The sequence below is a fragment of the Variovorax sp. P4_B11 genome (assembly GCF_056402355.1).
In genome coordinates this window covers 83,897-99,693 of the sequence record NZ_JBFUHO010000026.1, presented here as the reverse complement: position 1 = coordinate 99,693, position 15,797 = coordinate 83,897, and the positions used below count along the sequence as shown (strand labels likewise).

18 protein-coding genes are annotated in these 15,797 nt (G+C 68.3%); 4 read left to right on the top strand and 14 right to left on the bottom strand.

Annotated features, from left to right (window positions below; translation table 11 throughout):
- From AC1DYD_RS22435 to flgB, 10 genes are all read right to left on the bottom strand, one after another.
- Positions 1 to 306 (bottom strand): chemotaxis protein CheW (locus AC1DYD_RS22435; protein ID WP_478174958.1); only part of this gene is annotated, 306 nt, incomplete at its 3' end.
- 66 nt (positions 307 to 372) lie between these two features.
- Positions 373 to 1,371: a flagellar assembly peptidoglycan hydrolase FlgJ gene (gene flgJ, locus AC1DYD_RS22430; protein WP_478174957.1), complete on the bottom strand. Its 999-nt coding sequence runs from the start codon at positions 1,369 to 1,371 to the stop codon at positions 373 to 375.
- An 8-nt stretch (positions 1,372 to 1,379) separates the two neighbouring features.
- Complete coding sequence (locus AC1DYD_RS22425; protein ID WP_478174956.1) at positions 1,380 to 2,516, bottom strand: flagellar basal body P-ring protein FlgI; 1,137 nt, start codon at positions 2,514 to 2,516, stop codon at positions 1,380 to 1,382.
- Between the two features lie 2 nt (positions 2,517 to 2,518).
- Positions 2,519 to 3,172 (bottom strand): flagellar basal body L-ring protein FlgH, encoded by a 654-nt coding sequence (locus tag AC1DYD_RS22420; RefSeq protein ID WP_478174955.1) that lies wholly within the window; start codon positions 3,170 to 3,172, stop codon positions 2,519 to 2,521.
- A 113-nt stretch (positions 3,173 to 3,285) separates the two neighbouring features.
- Complete coding sequence (gene flgG / locus AC1DYD_RS22415) at positions 3,286 to 4,068, bottom strand: flagellar basal-body rod protein FlgG (RefSeq protein WP_478113739.1); 783 nt, start codon at positions 4,066 to 4,068, stop codon at positions 3,286 to 3,288.
- Between the two features lie 29 nt (positions 4,069 to 4,097).
- On the bottom strand, positions 4,098 to 4,841 hold the full coding sequence (gene flgF / locus AC1DYD_RS22410; RefSeq protein ID WP_478174954.1) for a flagellar basal-body rod protein FlgF: 744 nt from the start codon (positions 4,839 to 4,841) through the stop codon (positions 4,098 to 4,100).
- Positions 4,842 to 4,887: 46 nt separating this feature from the next.
- Entirely contained in the window at positions 4,888 to 6,102 is a 1,215-nt protein-coding gene (flgE, locus tag AC1DYD_RS22405; RefSeq protein WP_478174953.1) for a flagellar hook protein FlgE, read from the bottom strand.
- 79 nt (positions 6,103 to 6,181) lie between these two features.
- Positions 6,182 to 6,868, bottom strand: a complete 687-nt coding sequence (locus tag AC1DYD_RS22400; protein WP_478174952.1) for a flagellar hook assembly protein FlgD — start codon at positions 6,866 to 6,868, stop codon at positions 6,182 to 6,184.
- A gap of 20 nt (positions 6,869 to 6,888) precedes the next feature.
- The gene (gene flgC / locus AC1DYD_RS22395; RefSeq protein WP_478174962.1) at positions 6,889 to 7,284 is read right to left on the bottom strand and encodes a flagellar basal body rod protein FlgC; all 396 of its coding nucleotides are present in this window, start codon (positions 7,282 to 7,284) and stop codon (positions 6,889 to 6,891) included.
- Positions 7,285 to 7,329: 45 nt separating this feature from the next.
- Entirely contained in the window at positions 7,330 to 7,737 is a 408-nt protein-coding gene (gene flgB / locus AC1DYD_RS22390; protein WP_478174951.1) for a flagellar basal body rod protein FlgB, read from the bottom strand.
- Positions 7,738 to 7,948: 211 nt separating this feature from the next.
- Here flgB and flgA point away from each other — a divergent pair, with 211 nt between their 5' ends.
- The 3 genes from flgA to AC1DYD_RS22375 all read left to right on the top strand — a co-directional run bounded on the left by flgA (position 7,949) and on the right by AC1DYD_RS22375 (position 9,674).
- Positions 7,949 to 8,650, top strand: a complete 702-nt coding sequence (flgA, locus tag AC1DYD_RS22385) for a flagellar basal body P-ring formation chaperone FlgA (RefSeq protein ID WP_478174950.1) — start codon at positions 7,949 to 7,951, stop codon at positions 8,648 to 8,650.
- Between the two features lie 278 nt (positions 8,651 to 8,928).
- A complete protein-coding gene (gene flgM / locus AC1DYD_RS22380) occupies positions 8,929 to 9,225 on the top strand; it encodes a flagellar biosynthesis anti-sigma factor FlgM (RefSeq protein WP_478174949.1) in 297 nt (98 codons plus the stop codon).
- Entirely contained in the window at positions 9,222 to 9,674 is a 453-nt protein-coding gene (locus AC1DYD_RS22375) for a flagella synthesis protein FlgN (RefSeq protein ID WP_478174948.1), read from the top strand. The genes flgM and AC1DYD_RS22375 overlap by 4 nt, the downstream gene beginning before the upstream one ends.
- Positions 9,675 to 9,819: 145 nt before the next feature.
- On the opposite strand, the gene AC1DYD_RS22370 is transcribed toward AC1DYD_RS22375, so the two are convergent.
- The gene (locus AC1DYD_RS22370) at positions 9,820 to 10,953 is read right to left on the bottom strand and encodes a zinc-binding dehydrogenase (protein ID WP_478174947.1); all 1,134 of its coding nucleotides are present in this window, start codon (positions 10,951 to 10,953) and stop codon (positions 9,820 to 9,822) included.
- A 104-nt stretch (positions 10,954 to 11,057) separates the two neighbouring features.
- The gene (locus AC1DYD_RS22365) at positions 11,058 to 12,371 is read right to left on the bottom strand and encodes a hemolysin family protein (RefSeq protein WP_478174946.1); all 1,314 of its coding nucleotides are present in this window, start codon (positions 12,369 to 12,371) and stop codon (positions 11,058 to 11,060) included.
- Between the two features lie 23 nt (positions 12,372 to 12,394).
- Between AC1DYD_RS22365 and AC1DYD_RS22360 the strand changes: the two genes are divergently transcribed.
- The gene (locus AC1DYD_RS22360; protein WP_478174945.1) at positions 12,395 to 13,261 is read left to right on the top strand and encodes a symmetrical bis(5'-nucleosyl)-tetraphosphatase; all 867 of its coding nucleotides are present in this window, start codon (positions 12,395 to 12,397) and stop codon (positions 13,259 to 13,261) included.
- Here the strand turns inward: AC1DYD_RS22360 and AC1DYD_RS22355 are convergent.
- Together AC1DYD_RS22355 and ypfJ are read right to left on the bottom strand one after the other, a co-directional pair.
- Positions 13,245 to 14,714, bottom strand: a complete 1,470-nt coding sequence (locus tag AC1DYD_RS22355; RefSeq protein WP_478174944.1) for a DEAD/DEAH box helicase — start codon at positions 14,712 to 14,714, stop codon at positions 13,245 to 13,247. The two genes, AC1DYD_RS22360 and AC1DYD_RS22355, sit on opposite strands and share 17 nt — an antisense overlap.
- An 85-nt stretch (positions 14,715 to 14,799) precedes the next feature.
- Positions 14,800 to 15,684 (bottom strand): KPN_02809 family neutral zinc metallopeptidase, encoded by an 885-nt coding sequence (gene ypfJ, locus AC1DYD_RS22350; protein ID WP_478174943.1) that lies wholly within the window; start codon positions 15,682 to 15,684, stop codon positions 14,800 to 14,802.
- Between the last annotated feature and the right edge of the window lie 113 nt (positions 15,685 to 15,797).

Here is a 15,797-nt window from a genome sequence, read left to right as displayed (position 1 = left end):
GTTCAGCACGATCACCACCGTGAACTGGTCATAGCTCGGCGTCCCCAGCGCAAACTTGATCCGCATGTCGATGATCGGAACAATGATCCCCCGCAGGTTCACCACCCCCTTGATGTACTCCGGCGCGTTCGCGATCCGCGTCACCGCGTCGTATCCCCGCAGCTCCTGTACCTTCTGGATGTCGATCCCGTACTCCTCGTCGCCCAGGGTGAAGGTGACCACCTCCAGGCGGTTTGCGTTCGCGTTCGCGAGGGCCGCTGCGGCAGCGCCGGCCGCACGGGATTGAAGGCTCGTGATCTCTGCCATGGGATTCCTTTGGATGGGGTGTGAGGGGTTGTTCAAAGAGTGGAAAAACGGCCGAACGACCGCCGGTCAGCCGAACTTCTGCATGATGCGAACCAGTTTCTGGCCGTACTGCGGGTCGGTCGCGTAGCCCGCTCGCTGCAGGCCATGCGCGGCTTCGGTCGGGTCGTCGGTCGCCAGCACGTTGGCATAGCGCGGATTGCGCGTCATGAAGCGTGCGTAGTCGGTGAAGGCCTCCTCGTAGGACCCGTAGGCCCTGAACTTGGCGCGGACGCGCTGCGGCTCCCCATCGACGTACTCGGTCGTGGTGGTCTCGACCACCGGCCCCTGCCAACCGCGGTCGGCCTTGATGCCGAACAGGTTGAAGCTCTGCGTGCCGTCGTCGGCGCGGATCTCGCGCTTTCCCCAGCCGGATTCGAGTGCGGCCTGCGCCAGGATCAGCGGCGCCGGCACGCCGCTGGCGGCGCTGGCGGCCTGGGCCGAAGCGCCCATGCGGTTGACGAAGCTGTCGACCTGGCCCTGCAGGGAAGCGACCGCGCCCGCAGCGCCGCCCGAGCGATCGTTGTTGACCTGGTAGGCGCTCAGGTCGACGCGGCCCGCCGATGCGGCCTGCGACGGCGCCGAGCCCAGCGGGATGCCGGCCTGCGGCGGCAGCGGCAGGCCGCCGCGCGGCGCCAGCGACGTGCGCGCAGGATTCGGCTCGCCGTCGTCCACGCCCGATGCCGCGGCCCTCTGCAGCTGCGCCAGCATGGCCTCGGCCAGCCCCAGGCCGCGACCCGAGAGGTTCTGCGACAGCTGCTGGTCCAGCATGGAGGTGTAGATCTTCTGGTTCTGGCCGTCGAGCAGGCCGCTGGAGGGCGTCGCCTCGCGCATGCTCTTGAGCACCATGTTCATGAACATCGCCTCGAACTGCCGCGAGACCTGCTTGAGGCCTTCCTCGGGCGAGGTGCGCACGGTGCGCCGCAATGCATCGACGCCCTGGACGTCGAGGGCGAAGCGCTGGTCGAGCGCACCGGCCCGGCTGGCCGCGTCGCCCCCTGTCCATGTGTTGGCTGCAGAAATCGCCATGCCCGGCCTCAGATGATCTCGAGCTCGGCGCGCAGTGCGCCGGCCGACTTCATGGCCTGCAGGATGGAGACCAGATCCTGCGGATTGGCGCCCAGGGTGTTGAGGCCCTTGACCACGTCGGCCAGCGAGGCGCCGCCGCGGATCATCTGCAGTGCGCCGCCAGGCTGGTTGATCGAGATCTCCGAGCTCGCCGAGGTCACCGTCCGGCCGTTCGAGAACGGGCCCGGCTGGCTCACCAGCGGCTCAGTATTGATGACCACCGACAGGCTGCCATGCGCCACCGCGCAGTCGTTCACGCGGACCGCCTGGTTCATCACCACCGAACCGGTGCGCGCATTGATCACGACCTTCGCCACCGCCTGGGTCGGCGTGACTTCCAGGCCCTCGAGCCGCGCCAGGAAGCCGACCCGGTCCTGCGGCGACACGGGGGCTCGCACCCGGATCACGCGGGCGTCTACGGCTTCGGCCATGCCGCTGCCGAACTGCCGGTTGATCGCCTCGACCGCCCGCTCGGCGGTGCCGAAATCCGAGCGCATGAGTTCGAGCGTGAAGGCGCCGTCGCCGCCGACCGAGGCCTCGACCACGCGCTCGACCGTGGCGCCGCCCGGGATGCGTCCCGCGTTGAGCTGGTTGATCTGCACCTTGCTGCCGTTGGCCGAGGCACCGACGCCGCCGACCACCATGTTGCCCTGCGCGATCGCATAGACCGCGCCGTCGACCCCCTTGAGCGGCGTCATCAGCAGCGTGCCGCCGCGCAGGCTCTTGGCGTTGCCCATCGACGACACGGTGACATCGATGATCTGTCCCGGCCGCGTGAACGACGGCAGCTGCGCCGTGACCATCACGGCCGCGACGTTCTTCAGCTGCATGTTGACGCCCTGCGGCACCGTGATGCCGAGCTGCTGCAGCATGTTGTTCAGGCTCTGCGTCGTGAACGGCGTCTGCATGGTCTGGTCGCCGGTGCCGTCCAGGCCCACCATCAGGCCATAGCCGATCAGCGAGTTGTCGCGCATGCCCTGGATGCTGGCGAGTTCCTTCAGGCGCTCGGCCTTGGCCGGCAGGCAGGCCGCGAACGCGCACAGCGCCAGGAGTACCAGGCCGGCATGGCGCATGCGCGCGGGGAGGAATTGAGCGAGGTGGGTCATGGTCAGAACGGCATCACATTCAGGAATATTCTTTGCATCCAGCCCATCGTCTGCGCTTCGTCGATGTAGCCCTTGGCCGTGTATTCGATGCGCGCGTCGGCCACCTGGGTCGACAGCACGCTGTTGTTGCCGCTGACGGTGCGCGGGTTGACCACGCCCGAGAAACGGATGAACTCGGTCCCCTGGTTGATCCCCATCTGCTTTTCGCCGCTGACCAGCAGGTTGCCGTTGCCGAGCACGTCGACCACCGTCACCGTGATCACGCCAGTGAAGGTGTTGGCGGCGTTGGCGCCGCCCTTGGCGGTCAGCGCGTTGGTGCCGTTCATCTTGGCGTCCTGGCCGGTCAGCAGGCCACTGAGAAACTTCGGGATGGCGGCGAAGGCGATGCTGGCGCTGCCGTCGCGGCTTGCGTTGGCCCCCGAGTTCTTGGTCGCGTTGAGCTTCTCGCTGATGACGATGGTCAGGATGTCGCCGACATTGCGCGGCCGGCGGTCCTCGAACAGCGCGACGCTGCGATTGGTCTCCTGGAAGATCGAGCCGCTGGCGGCACGCACCGGCGAGATCGGCTGCGGCTCGGCACGCGCCGTCATCGGCTGGTGCACCAGCGGGTCGCGCGGGATCTGCGCGCAGCCCGTGGCCAGCAGCACCGCACCCATCGCAAGCAGCGGTCCCCTTCCAGGAACACCGCGGAACCGGCTTTGCCGGGCCGCTGGTGTTGCCCCCGGCGAAGGGGTGGGCGGCCACACGAAGTGGGCAAGCCTGGGGGTGATCACAGCTGGGCCAGCCTTTGCAGCATCTGGTCGGAGCTCTGGACCGCCTTGCTGTTGATCTCGTAGGCGCGCTGCGTCGCGATCATGTTGACCAGTTCCTCGACCACGTTGACGTTCGAGGCCTCGGTGTAGCCCTGGCTCAGGATGCCGGCGCCGTCGAGGCCCGGGTTCACGAGATTCGGCGCACCGGACGAATCGGTTTCGTTGTAGAGGTTCTCGCCCTTGCTCTCGAGGCCGGCCGGATTCAGGAAGGTGGCCAATTGCAATTGACCGACCTGCACCGTGGCCGTGCTGCCGGCCTGGGTGACCGTGACGATACCGTCGCGGCCGACGGTCATGCTGGTTGCGTTCTGCGGGATCGTGATCGCCGGCTGGATCGTGAAGCCGCTGGCGGTCACCAGCTGGCCGTCGCGGTCGGTCTGGAACGAGCCGTCGCGGGTGTAGGAGGTGGTGCCGTCGGGCATCAGCACCTGGAAGAAGCCGGAGCCGTTGATCGCGACGTCCTTCGGGTTGTCGGTCTTGGTCATGTTGCCCTGCGCATGGATGCGTTCGGTCGCGACCACGTGCACGCCGGTGCCGACCTGCAGGCCGGAGGGCAGACGCGTCTGGTCGGAGGTCTGGCCGCCGACCTGGCGCAGGTTCTGGTACATCAGGTCCTCGAACACCGCGCGGCTGCGCTTGAAGCCGGTGGTGCCGACGTTGGCCAGGTTGTTGGACACGACATCGAGCTGCGTCTGCTGGGCTTCGAGGCCGGTCTTGGCCACGTAGAGGGAACGAATCATTGAATTACTCCTGCGAGGGGGTTTGCGGCTCAGCCGTAGGCCAGCAGCTTGTTGGCCGACTGCGCGTTGGTGTCGGCGGTCTGGATCGACTTCATCTGCATCTCGAAGCTGCGGCCGTTGGCGATCATGGCCACCATGGCCTCGACCGGATTGACGTTGCTGCCTTCGACCATGCCGGCGGCGACGACGACGCTGTCGTCGGCCTGGGCCGGCGGCAGCCCATCGCGCATGCGGAACAGGCCGTCGTCGCCGCGCACCAGGTCGGCGTTGCGCGGGTTGACCAGCTTCAGGCGGCCGACCTCGGGCACGCCCGTTGCGGGGTCGCCGGGGCCGCGGGCCGCGATCGAGCCGTCGGAGGCGATCGTCACGGTCGAGCCGGGCGGGATCACCAGCGGCCCGCCGTCGCCGACCACCGGCCGTGCGCCCATCGTCATCACCTGGCCATCGGCACCGACCTGCAGATTGCCGACCCGGGTGTAGGCCTCGCCGCCGCCCGGTGCCTGCACCACCAGCCAGCCCTCGCCGCGCACCGCGACGTCGAGGTCGCGGCCGGTCTCGGTCAAGGGGCCGTGGCTGAAGTCGGCGCCCGGCGTGGTCGCGGCGACGAAGGCGCGCGTCGGCGCCTCCTCGCCGACCACCGGCACCGCGCGGAAGGTGTTGATCTGCGCCCGGAAGCCCGGGGTCGAGACGTTCGCCATGTTGTTGGCGACCGAGGCCTGCTGCTCCATGGCCTGCTTGGCGCCGCTCAGGGCGACATACAACATTCGATCCACTGTGTGCTCCTGCTGTTGAGGGACTGCGACGGTTCGGAACTCCGCCTCAGCGGATGTTCATCAGCGTCTGCATGACCTGGTCCTGGGTCTTGACGGTCTGCGCATTGGCTTGGTAGTTGCGCTGCGCGACGATCAGGTTGACCAGCTCCGCGGTCAGGTCGACGTTGGAGGCTTCGAGCGCGCCCGCGGCCAGCGAGCCCTGCTTGGTGCCTTCGCCCGGCGTGCTGGTCAGGGCCGCGCCCGAGGCCTGCGTCTCGGCATACATGTTGTCGCCCTTCGGCTCGAGCCCGTTCGGGTTCGCGAAGGACGACAGCACGACCTGGCCCATCAGCTTGGACTGTTCGTTGGAGAACTTGCCGGTGATGGTGCCGTCCGGGTTGATCGAGAACGAGGTCAGCACGCCGGAGGTGTAGCCGTCCTGGCTCAGCTTGCTCATGCCGTTGGCGGTGCCGAACTGCGTCGTGCCGCTGAGGTCGACATTGATGTTGACCGGCGACGAGCCGTTGGCGAAATTCAGCGCCGGCAGCGTGATCGCGCCGCCCGCGGGCGCCGTGAGGTTGCCGTTGGTGTCGAAGGTCATGGCGGACAACGCGGCACCGCCGTTGATCGGCGCGCCGTCGGCCGTGCCGTAGACGCTCCAGGCATTGGCGCCGGTCTTCACGAAGTAGACCGACAGGTCATGCGCATTGCCCAGCGAGTCGTAGATCGGGCCGGCGGCGTTGGAATAGTTGAAGGTGGCCGAATCGGTGGGGTCGAACGGCGTCGTGGTCGGCACCGTGTTGCGCGCATCGAGATTGAACTCGGCGTCGACGCTGGTGGTCGCATTCGGCGTCATGGCCTGGGTCGGGATCTGGATCGCCGACGGCGTGCCGCCGTTGATGCCGCCGCTGGCATTCACGCCGTAGCCGGTCAGGCGCAGGCCGCCGGAATTGACGATGTAGCCGTCCTTGTCCTTGGTGAACTGGCCGTTGCGCGAGTACATGACTTCGCCGCTGGTGCTGGTCATGCGGAAGAAGCCGTCGCCGCTGAGGATCGCGACGTCCAAGGGTCGGCTGCTGGTCTGCGTCACGCCCTGCGTGAAGTTCTGCACCACGCCGGACACCGAGGCACCGAGCCCGATGCGCGAGCCCGCATAGATGTCCTGGAAGGTCGCGGCCGCCGACTTGAAGCCGATGGTGCCCGAATTGGCGATGTTGTTGCCGATCACATCGAGGTTCGCGGCGGCCACGCCGAGCCCGCTGACGCCCTGGGAGAAGCTCATGATGAATCCTTGGTTCGAAGCATTGAAGAGAAGGCCTGCAGCCGGAAAGCCGCCGCCGGATGAAAGCGCGCGACGCTCCTCAGAGGAACATCCGCACGTCGGACAGCGCGATGCTCTGGCCCGATGCCAGTTCGAGCGTGACGCCGCCGGTGCCCTGCTTGACCGCCGCGACCTGCGCGAAGGTCAGTGCCGTGGCTTCCACGGCGGTGCCGCTGTTGCTCGCAGCCACCGTGAACTTGTAGCTGCCCGCGGGCACCGCGTTGCCGGCGTCGTCCTTGCCGTCCCAGGTGACGGCGTTCACGCCTTCGGTCATGGCGCCGGCCTCGATCGTGCGCACGGTCTTGCCCGAGGCGTCGACGATCTTGATCTCGACGTCGGCGGCCGTGCCCGGCAGCTGCACGGCGAAGGCCTGCGCCGCGGGGTCCTTGCCCGCCTCCGGATCCTTGGTGGCCAGCGTGTTGCCGGGCGACAGCACGTTGTAGCCGATCAGCGAGGCCGCCTGCAGCACCTGGTTGGAGCCGGTCTGGCTCACCAGGCCCGACAGCGTGCTGTTGAGCTTCTCGATGCCGCTCACCGTGCTCATCTGTGCCAGCTGCGAAGTCAGCTCGGCGTTCTCCATCGGATTGAGCGGGTCCTGGTTGTTGAGCTGCGTCACCAGCAGCTTCAGGAAGCGCTGCTCGCTGTCGGCATTGGCGACGCTGGCGGTGCTGGCCGCTGCGCTGGCCGCGTTGGCGCCGGTAATGGAGGAGGTGTCGGTGATGGCCATATGCGCTTTCTCGGGTGTTGTTACTGGCCGATGGTCAGTGTCTTGACCATCAGCGTCTTGGCGGTGTTGAGGACCTCGACATTGGCCTGGTAGCTGCGCGAGGCCGAGATCATGTTGGTCATCTCCTCGACCACATTGACGTTGGGCATCGCGACATAGCCATCGGCATTGGCGTGCGGATTCTTGGGGTCGAAGACCAGCTTGGCGGGCGCGGAGTCCTCGATCACACCGGCGACCCTGACGCCGCCGATGTCCTGCTGGCCCGAGGCCGCGACCTCGAACACCACCTGCCTGGCGCGGTAGGGCTGGCCATCGGGGCCGGCCATGCTTTCGGCATTGGCGAGGTTGCTCGCGGTCACGTTCATGCGCTGGGACTGCGCGGCCATGGCGGAACCCGCCACGTTGAAGATGTTCATCGAAGCACTGGGAAGCGGCATGGCGTTCTTTCTTGTTCCTGCCGCTTACTGCTGGACAGCCGACAGCAGCGACTTGATCTTGGCGTTGATCACCGTCAGGTTCGACTCGTAGCGCAGCGCGTTGTCGGCGAAGTTGATGCGCTCGGCATCCATCTCGACCGTGTTGCCGTCGATGCTCGACTGGCTCGGCACGCGATAGAGCAGGTCCTGGTCGGGCATCGTCTTCGACTCGCCGGCCAGGTGGCGCGACGAGGTCGTCGCCAGCGCGAAGGACTGCGACTGCCGGCCCTGTTCCATCGCCTGAGTCAACCGGCTGGCGAAATCGAAGTCACGCGCCTTGTAGTTCGGCGTGTCGGCGTGGGCAATGTTGGCCGCCAGCACTTCCTGGCGCTGGGCCCGGAGATTGAGGGCTTCGCGGTTGAAGGCAAGTGCCGCATCGAGCTTGTCGATCATGGGGTTCCATCGGTTGGCGTCGCGTCCGCACAAGACGGCATGGCGACAGATGGAAAGCGAGTCTATGCATGCATCGCGTTTGCAATGGGCGGAACAAAGAGGGTTTTCGCCAGCACTTCGCCGCTTCGCGCCGAGGGGTCCGTTCCTAGAATGACCCGGCGCCGGTGCGTTTCCCCTTCTGTATCCCACCCGCGCTTCCCGAGGCACTCCCATGCAACACCGTCCCTCCCGGACCCGCTTCCTGCGCTTCGCGCTGCCCGGCCTGATGGCCCTGGCGGGCGCCTCCTCCATCGCGGCGGCGCCGCTGCCCGAGGGCGCACGGACGGCGATCGAAGACTTGCTGCAGAAGCAGACCGCCGGACTGCCCGGCAAGTTCAGCTTCAGCACCCAGGCCGCCGGCACGCTGCCGCCCTGCGACGACTTCGAGGCCTTCCTGCCTCACGGCACCGCACCGCGTGGCCGCATCTCCATCGGCCTGCGCTGCCGCGGCGACAAACCCTGGACCCGCTTCGTGCCGGCCCAGGTCGCGGTCGAAGGCCGCTATTTCGTCGCCGCGCGTGCGATCGAGGCCGGACAAGCCCTGGGCGCCGCCGACGTGACCGAGCGCAACGGCGACCTCGGCGACCTGCCGCGCTCGGTGGTCACCGAGGCCTCGGCGCTGCAGGGCGTGGTGGCCGCCCACCGGATCGCCGCCGGCGCCCCGTTGCGCAAGGAGTCGATGCGCGGCGTGGTCGTGATCCTGCAGGGCCAGACCGTGCAGTTGGTGGCCCAGGGCGCCGGATTCGCGATCAGCACCGAAGGCAAGGCGATGACCCGCGCGGAGGTCGGCGCCAGCGTGCAGGCCCGGACCCGCGACGGCCGATTGCTCACCGGCGTGGCGACCGAAGACGGCCAGGTCCGACTCGCCCAATAGATGGCCCCCACGCTCCGTCACTGCGTGTACTCGCTGCCCCCCGAGGGGGCCGCAGGCCGCCTTGGGGCGGCCCGGCGCCGGCCTGGATTGCCCCCACGCTCCGTCACTGCCTGTACTCGCTGCCCTCCGAGGGGGCCGCAGGCCGCCTTGGGGCGGCCCGGCGCCGGCCTGGCTGGCCTGGTTTTCCACCTTCGCCGCGCCTCGAAATTTGTGCAAACTTCGGCCTAAAGTTCTTGCTGCGTCCGCCGATATACGGGTCAGCCCTTTGAGGAATCATCTTGAAAATCGATCCACCCGGCCCCTCGGCCACGCCCCCCAGCCGCCCGACCAAGGCGGGAGCTGCCGCGACCCGCGGCGTCGATGGCGCTGCGGCGCCCGCCACGGACGGAGCGCAAGCCATGGGACAAGTGCGAACCATGCCCAGCGCGCCCGGTGGCAGCGACTTCGACGCTGCGCGCGTCGCGGCGATCCGCGAGGACATTCGCGCGGGTCGCTATCAGGTTCACCCCGAGCGCATCGCCAGCGGCCTGCTGGCCAGCGTGCGCGACCTGCTCGATACGGAACCGAAGCCATGAACACCATGCTGCTCTATCTGCACGCGGAAAAGACCTGCGTCGAGGAGTTCCTGTCGGTGCTCGACCAGGAAGAACAGGCCATGACGGATGCCCGCTTCGGCGAACTGGGGTCGATCACCGAACAGAAGGTCGCGCTGCTGGATCGCATGGCGACGCTCGACCGCCAGCGCGAGACGGCGCAGGTGGCGCTGGGATTCGAGCCCGGCCCGGCCGGCGCCGATGCCGCGGCGGCAGCCGCCGGCGAGGCGACGCGCCAGGCCTGGACGTCCCTGCTGGAACTGGCCGAAAAGGCCAAGGCGCGCAACTTGCGCAATGGCTCGATGGTCCACACGCACCTCGATTTCACGCAGCGCGCGCTGCACTTCCTGCAATCGAGCGTGCAGCTGTTCTACGGCCCGGACGGCACCCGCAGGACGGCGGGCGGCGGCAACCGCTTGGCCCTGGGCTGAATATTGCCCCCACGCTCCCCCACTKCGTGYGGGTCGCTGCCCCCCGAGGGGGCCGCAGGCCGCCTTGGGGCGGCCCGGCGCCGGCCTGGATTGCCCCCACGCTCCCCCACTKCGTGYGGGTCGCTGCCCCCCGAGGGGGCCGCAACTATTTGTTGGGGTTGAGCAGGGCTTTTTCGCCGGTCGCGTGGCGGGAATAGACCGCGATCCGGTCCAGGCTCAGCGCCTCGACCAGCGACAGCTCTGCGGTGTAGCGGCTCGCAAAGGTGGTCTTCAGCTCGGCCGCCACCCGTGCCTTGAGCTTCGCCGCACCTTCCGGCCCGATCTTCTGCAGAAACGGGAACAGCAGCCAGCCCCCCATGCCCCAGGTCATGCCGAAACCGCGCATGAACTCGGTCGGCCCGCGGTCGAGACCGCCGTAGATGTAGACCTGCTTGTGGGTGCTGGAGCCGTAGCGGCTGTATTCGGTGGCGGTCTTGTTCAGCGCCGCTTCCATGCAGGTCAGGATCTGGCCCGCCAGCTTGCCGCCGCCGATGGCGTCGAAGGCCAGGGTGGCGCCGGTGGCGACCAGCGCATCGGTGAGATCCTGCATGAAGGTGGGCGACTCCGTGTTGCAGACGTACCTCGCGCCGAGGCCGCGCAGCAGGTCTTCCTGCTCCTTCTTGCGCACGATGTTCACCAGATCGATGCCGTCCTTGAGGCAGATCCGGTTCAGCATCTGGCCCAGGTTCGACGCCGCGGCGGTGTGCACCAGCGCCTTGTGGCCCTCGCGCCGCATGGTTTCGACCATGCCGAGCGCGGTCAGCGGGTTGACGAAGGCCGAAGCGCCTTCGGCCGCCGTCGTGCCCTCGGGCAGCGCCATGCACTGGGCGGCGGCGATGCAGCGGTACTGCGTGTACATCGCGCCGCCGAGCGCCGCCACGGTCTTGCCGAGCAAGGCCTGCGCCTCGGGCCCGGCGCCGGCCGCCACGACCACGCCGGCACCTTCGTTGCCGACCTGCATCGACTGGTCCAGGCGCCCGGTCATGCTCTTCATCGCGGCTTCCGGAATGCCGGCGCTAACGACCGGCCTCGACGCCGTTCCCGATGCCTTGGCGGTGCGCAGGTCGGCGGCGCCGAACAGCAGACCGAGGTCCGACGGATTCATCGGCGCGGCCTCGACCCGCACGATCACTTCATGGGCGGCCGGCTGGGGGATCGCCTCCTCGGCCAGCGACAGGGTCAGTTCGCCCTTGCTGCTGACGAGCGAGCGAATTTGCAGGGTGGTGGCGGGCAGTGTCATGGGGGGTCTCCGGGTCTGGGCCGGCCAGTATAGGAGCTGCGATTCAGGCCTGCTCGGCACGCTGCTTCAGCAGCCGCCGAGAAGACTCTCGAACGATTCGAGGCTCAAGGCGCCAGGTCGGCGGCCCCCGCGTCCGGATAGGCCAGCACGCGATCGATCCGCTTGCCCTCGAGCGCCGCCACCTCGAAGCACCAGCCCGCGCAGTCGATGCGCTCGCCGACTTCGGTCAGGCGGCCCGAGACGAACATCAGCAGCCCGGCCACGGTGTTGTAGCGCCCACGCTCCTCGTCGGGCAGCTCGCGGATACCCAGGCGCGCGCGCAGTTCCGAGACCGGCATCAGGCCGTCGAGCTCCCAGACGCCATCGGGCCGCTCGCGCGCCCAGGCTTCGGCATGCGTCGCCACCTGCAGTTCGCCGGTGATCGCCTCCAGCAGGTCGCGCGGGGTCATCAGGCCCTGCACCACGCCGTATTCGTCGACCACGAAGACCAGCCGGCCGGCGTGCGAGCGGAACTGCTCGAGCAGTTCCATGCCGGTCAGCGTCTCGGGCACGAAGACCGCCGGCTGGGCCGACGGCTCGACGGGGCCTTCATGCGCGGGGCCGAGCCTCAGCAGGTGCGCCACGCTGATCACGCCGACCACGTCATCGAGCGAGTTCCGGCACACCGGGTACCAGGAATGCACCAGGTTGAGCGCACCGGCCGCGGACACCTTCTGCAGGCACTCGGCCACGGTCCACGAGGCCTCGAGCCACTCGATGTCGGCACGGGGGATCATCAGCGAAGACAGCCGCCGGTCGTCGAGGTGGAACACGTTGCGCACCATCTGGTGCTCGTGCATCTCGATCACACCCGCATCGACGCCCTCTTCGAGGCTGGCGGAGATTTCTTCTTCCGTCACGACCCGGGCCGCGTTCGAATCGATGCGCAGCAGTTTCAGCGTGGCGGCCGTGGCACCCGACAGCAGCAGCACGAAGGGCTTGGCCCCGGTGGCCAGGCCGCGCATCGGCCGGGCCACGAAGCGGGCCACCGGTTCGGGATAGAGCTGGCCGATCCGCTTGGGCACCAGCTCGCCGAAGAGGATCGTGAAGAAGGTGATGCAGCTCACCACCACCGCGGTCGAAGCGATGCTGGCCGTGCCGGCGCCCATCCCCAGCGCGCGCATCCACACCGCCAGCGGTTCGGCGAAGGCGGCCTCGCCCACGATGCCGCTGAGCATGCCGATCGAGGTGATGCCGATCTGCACGCTGGACAGGAACTGCGTCGGATCCGCCATCAGCTTGAGCGCCGCGGCGGCGCCCATATCACCGGCCTCGGCCAGCGCCGCGAGGCGGGCTCGGCGGCTGGTGGACAGGGCCATTTCGGACATCGCGAACAACGCATTGAGCGTGGTCAGCAAGGCCAGGAGAAGAACATCCATGAACGCGGGAGAGAATGGGGACCATGGCACTTTACTTGATCGGTGACGTGCAGGGCTGCGACGATCCCCTGCGGCGCCTGCTGGACGACATCGCTTTTTCTCCCAGCCGCGACACGCTGGTGCTGCTCGGCGACCTGGTCAATCGCGGGCCGTCATCGGTCGACGTGCTGCGGCGCGTACAGCGCTACGGCGCAGCGGCGCAGAGCCTGCTCGGCAACCACGACCTGCACCTGCTGGGCGTCGCCCATGGCGCGCGCAAGGCGGGCCGCAAGGACACGCTGCAAGGCGTGCTCGAGGCCCCCGACCGCGCCGCACTGCTCGACTGGCTGCGCCACCGGCCGCTGGCGCTGCATCGGCGCGTCGGCGACGGCGATCTGCTGATGGTGCATGCCGGCGTGCTGCCGCAATGGAGCGTCCAGGACACCCTGGCGGTCGCGGCCGAACTCGAATCGGTGCTCCGCGGGCCGTCGCTGGCCGACTTCCTGCAGACCATGTACGGCAACGAGCCCGTGCAATGGAGCGATGCCCTCTCGGGCAGTGCGCGGCTGCGCGTGATCGTCAACGCGCTGACGCGGATGCGCTTCTGCACGCCCGACGGCGAGATGGAGTTCGACAGCAAGGATGGCGCGGCGGCCGCACCGGCGGGCTTCATGCCCTGGTTCGAGGTGCCCGGCCGGCGGACGGCGACCGCGACCGTGGCCTTCGGCCACTGGTCGACACTGGGCTGGCTGTCGCAGCCCGACCTGCTGTCGACCGACACCGGCTGCGTCTGGGGCCGCTGCCTCAGCGCGGTGCGCATCGGCCCCACGCTGCAGGATCGGGAGCTGATCCAGGTCCGCTGCCCGCAAGCCCGGAAGCCGGCTGATCAGCGGATCAACTGGTTTCAGTAGCCTTGAACAGCGCAGGCACCTTGCGCTTGGTCTTGATGTTGGCCGAGATGCCGCGCGCGGGGGCGGCCTTGGCGGCGGCCTCCCAGGCCGGAGCGGCCTCGCGCTCGGCCGGCGCCTCGTAGGGCTGCTCGAAGAAGGGATCGCGCGGCGCCGAGGGTGCCCGGTGCGGACGCGTGCTGCGCACGGGCCGGCTGTCGCTGCGCTCGCGCGGACGCTCCAGGGTGTCGAGCACGTCGCGCGCGTCGCCGGCCTCGCCCTCTTCGCGCCAGTGGCGGCGGCCGTCGTTGATGCGGCCGCGCGGACGGTCTTCCTCGAACTCGACCGGCTCGAGCTCGATCTTCTTCTTGATCAGCTTCTCGATGTCGGCCACCAGCCGGACGTCGTTGCCGCCGCTGGCGAAGCTCACCGCCAGGCCCGAGGCGCCGGCGCGGCCGGTGCGACCGATGCGGTGCACGTAGTCTTCGGCGTTGAACGGGATGTCGAAGTTGAACACCGCCGGCACGTCCTTGATGTCCAGGCCGCGGGCGGCGACGTCGGTCGCCACCAGCAGGTCAACCTCGCCGGCCTTGAAGGCGGCCAGCGCCTTCAGGCGCTCGTCCTGGCTCTTGTCGCCGTGCAGGGCGGTGGTCTTGAGGCCCTCGCGCTCGAGCGAACGCGCCAGGCGCGCACAGCCCAGCTTGCTATTGACGAAGACGAAGGCCTGCGTCAGGCCGCGCTGGCGGATGATCTGCTTCAGGGCGCGGCGCTTGTCGTCGTCGCTGACGCTGTAGAAGCGCTGCTCGACGGTGGAGGCGGTCTCGTTCGGCCGCGCCACTTCGATCGTGACCGGGTTCTGCAGGTAGCTGCCGGCCAGGCGCTTGATTTCGGGCGAGAAAGTGGCCGAGAACAGCAGGGTCGTGCGCTGCTTGGGCAGGTACGACAGGATCCGCTGCAGATCGGGCAGGAAGCCGATGTCGAGCATGCGGTCGGCCTCGTCGAGCACCACGTACTCGACCTGGTTGAGTACCGCGTTCTTGGCTTCGATATGGTCGAGCAGCCGCCCGGGCGTGGCGACCAGCACCTCGACGCCCTTCTTGAGTTCGAGGGTCTGAGGCTTCATGTCGATGCCGCCGAACACCACGGTGCTGCGCAGGCTGGTGTACTTGGCATAGAGCTTGACCTGCTGCGCCACCTGGTCGGCCAGTTCCCGCGTCGGCAGCAGCACCAGCGCCCGCACCGGATGGCGGGCCGGCGAGGTCGAGCTGTTCTCGTGCTTGAGCATGCGCTGCAGCAGCGGCAGCGTGAAAGCCGCCGTCTTGCCGGTGCCGGTTTGCGCCGCACCCATCACGTCCTGACCCGACAGAACCACCGGAATGGCCTGTTCCTGGATCGGCGTCATGGTTTCGTAGCCCATATCGGCTACGGCGCGCGCGAGGGGTTCAGCCAGGGAAAGATTGGAGAAGGAGCTTGTCATGAAGCCTTCTATTGTCGCACTGCCGCAAAAAACAAGCTTGACAAGCCTCCGGAGGCTTCGTAACAGGTTGCAGAAAAGCCCCTTGCTAAAGGGATTTGGACGCGAAAGTGTCGCAATCCTGCATGTTTCCGGACTTGTAGCCGGCGCCGAACCAGCGCTGGCGCTGGGCGCTGGTGCCATGGGTGAAGCTGTCGGGCACGATGGCGCGGCCGGCCGAGCGCTGGAGGGCGTCGTCGCCGATCTTCTGGGCGGCGTTCATGGCGGCCTCGATGTCGCCCGGGTCGAGCCACTGCTTGGACTGCTGCGAGTGGTGGGCCCAGACGCCCGCCAGGCAGTCGGCCTGGAGCTCGACGCGCACGCTCAGGGCATTGTTCTGCGCCTGGCTGAGCCGTCCGCGCATCTGGTCGACCTTGCCGGTGATGCCGAGTTCGTCCTGCACGTGGTGGCCGATCTCGTGCGCGATCACGTAGGCCTTGGCGAACACGCCGGGCGCGCCGAGCTGGTTCTGCAGGGTGTCGAAGAAGCCCAGGTCGATGTAGACCTTCTGGTCGCCGGGGCAATAGAAGGGCCCCATGGCCGACTGGCCGGTGCCGCAGGCGGTCGGCGTCGCCCCACGGAACAGCACCAGCCGCGACGGCGTGTAGCTGCCGCCGTTGCGGCGGAAGATGTCGCTCCAGACCACCTCGGTGTTCTTCAGCACGGTCGAGACGAAGGCCGCTTCGCGGTCTCCGGGCGGCGGCTTGTGCGCCGGCCCCTGCTGCTGCACCTGCGGTGCCGGCTCGCCGCCCCCGGCCAGCATCCCGAGCATCGTCAGCGGGTTGATGCCGAAGATCCAGCCCGCGATCAACGCCACCGCCACGGTGCCGATGCCCACACTGCGTCCGCCGATGGGCAGGCCGCCGAAGCCGCCGCCACCGCCGTCGCGGCGATCCTCGATGTTGTCCGACTGCTCGTTGCCTTCCCATCTCATGACACGCTCCTCGCCGTCCCCGGGACGGCCGTCGCGGAATGGTACGCGCTCACCGCGACGCCACGTCGCCGACGTTCAGGACATACCGGAAAGGCGCCATGGAAGAAGCCGCC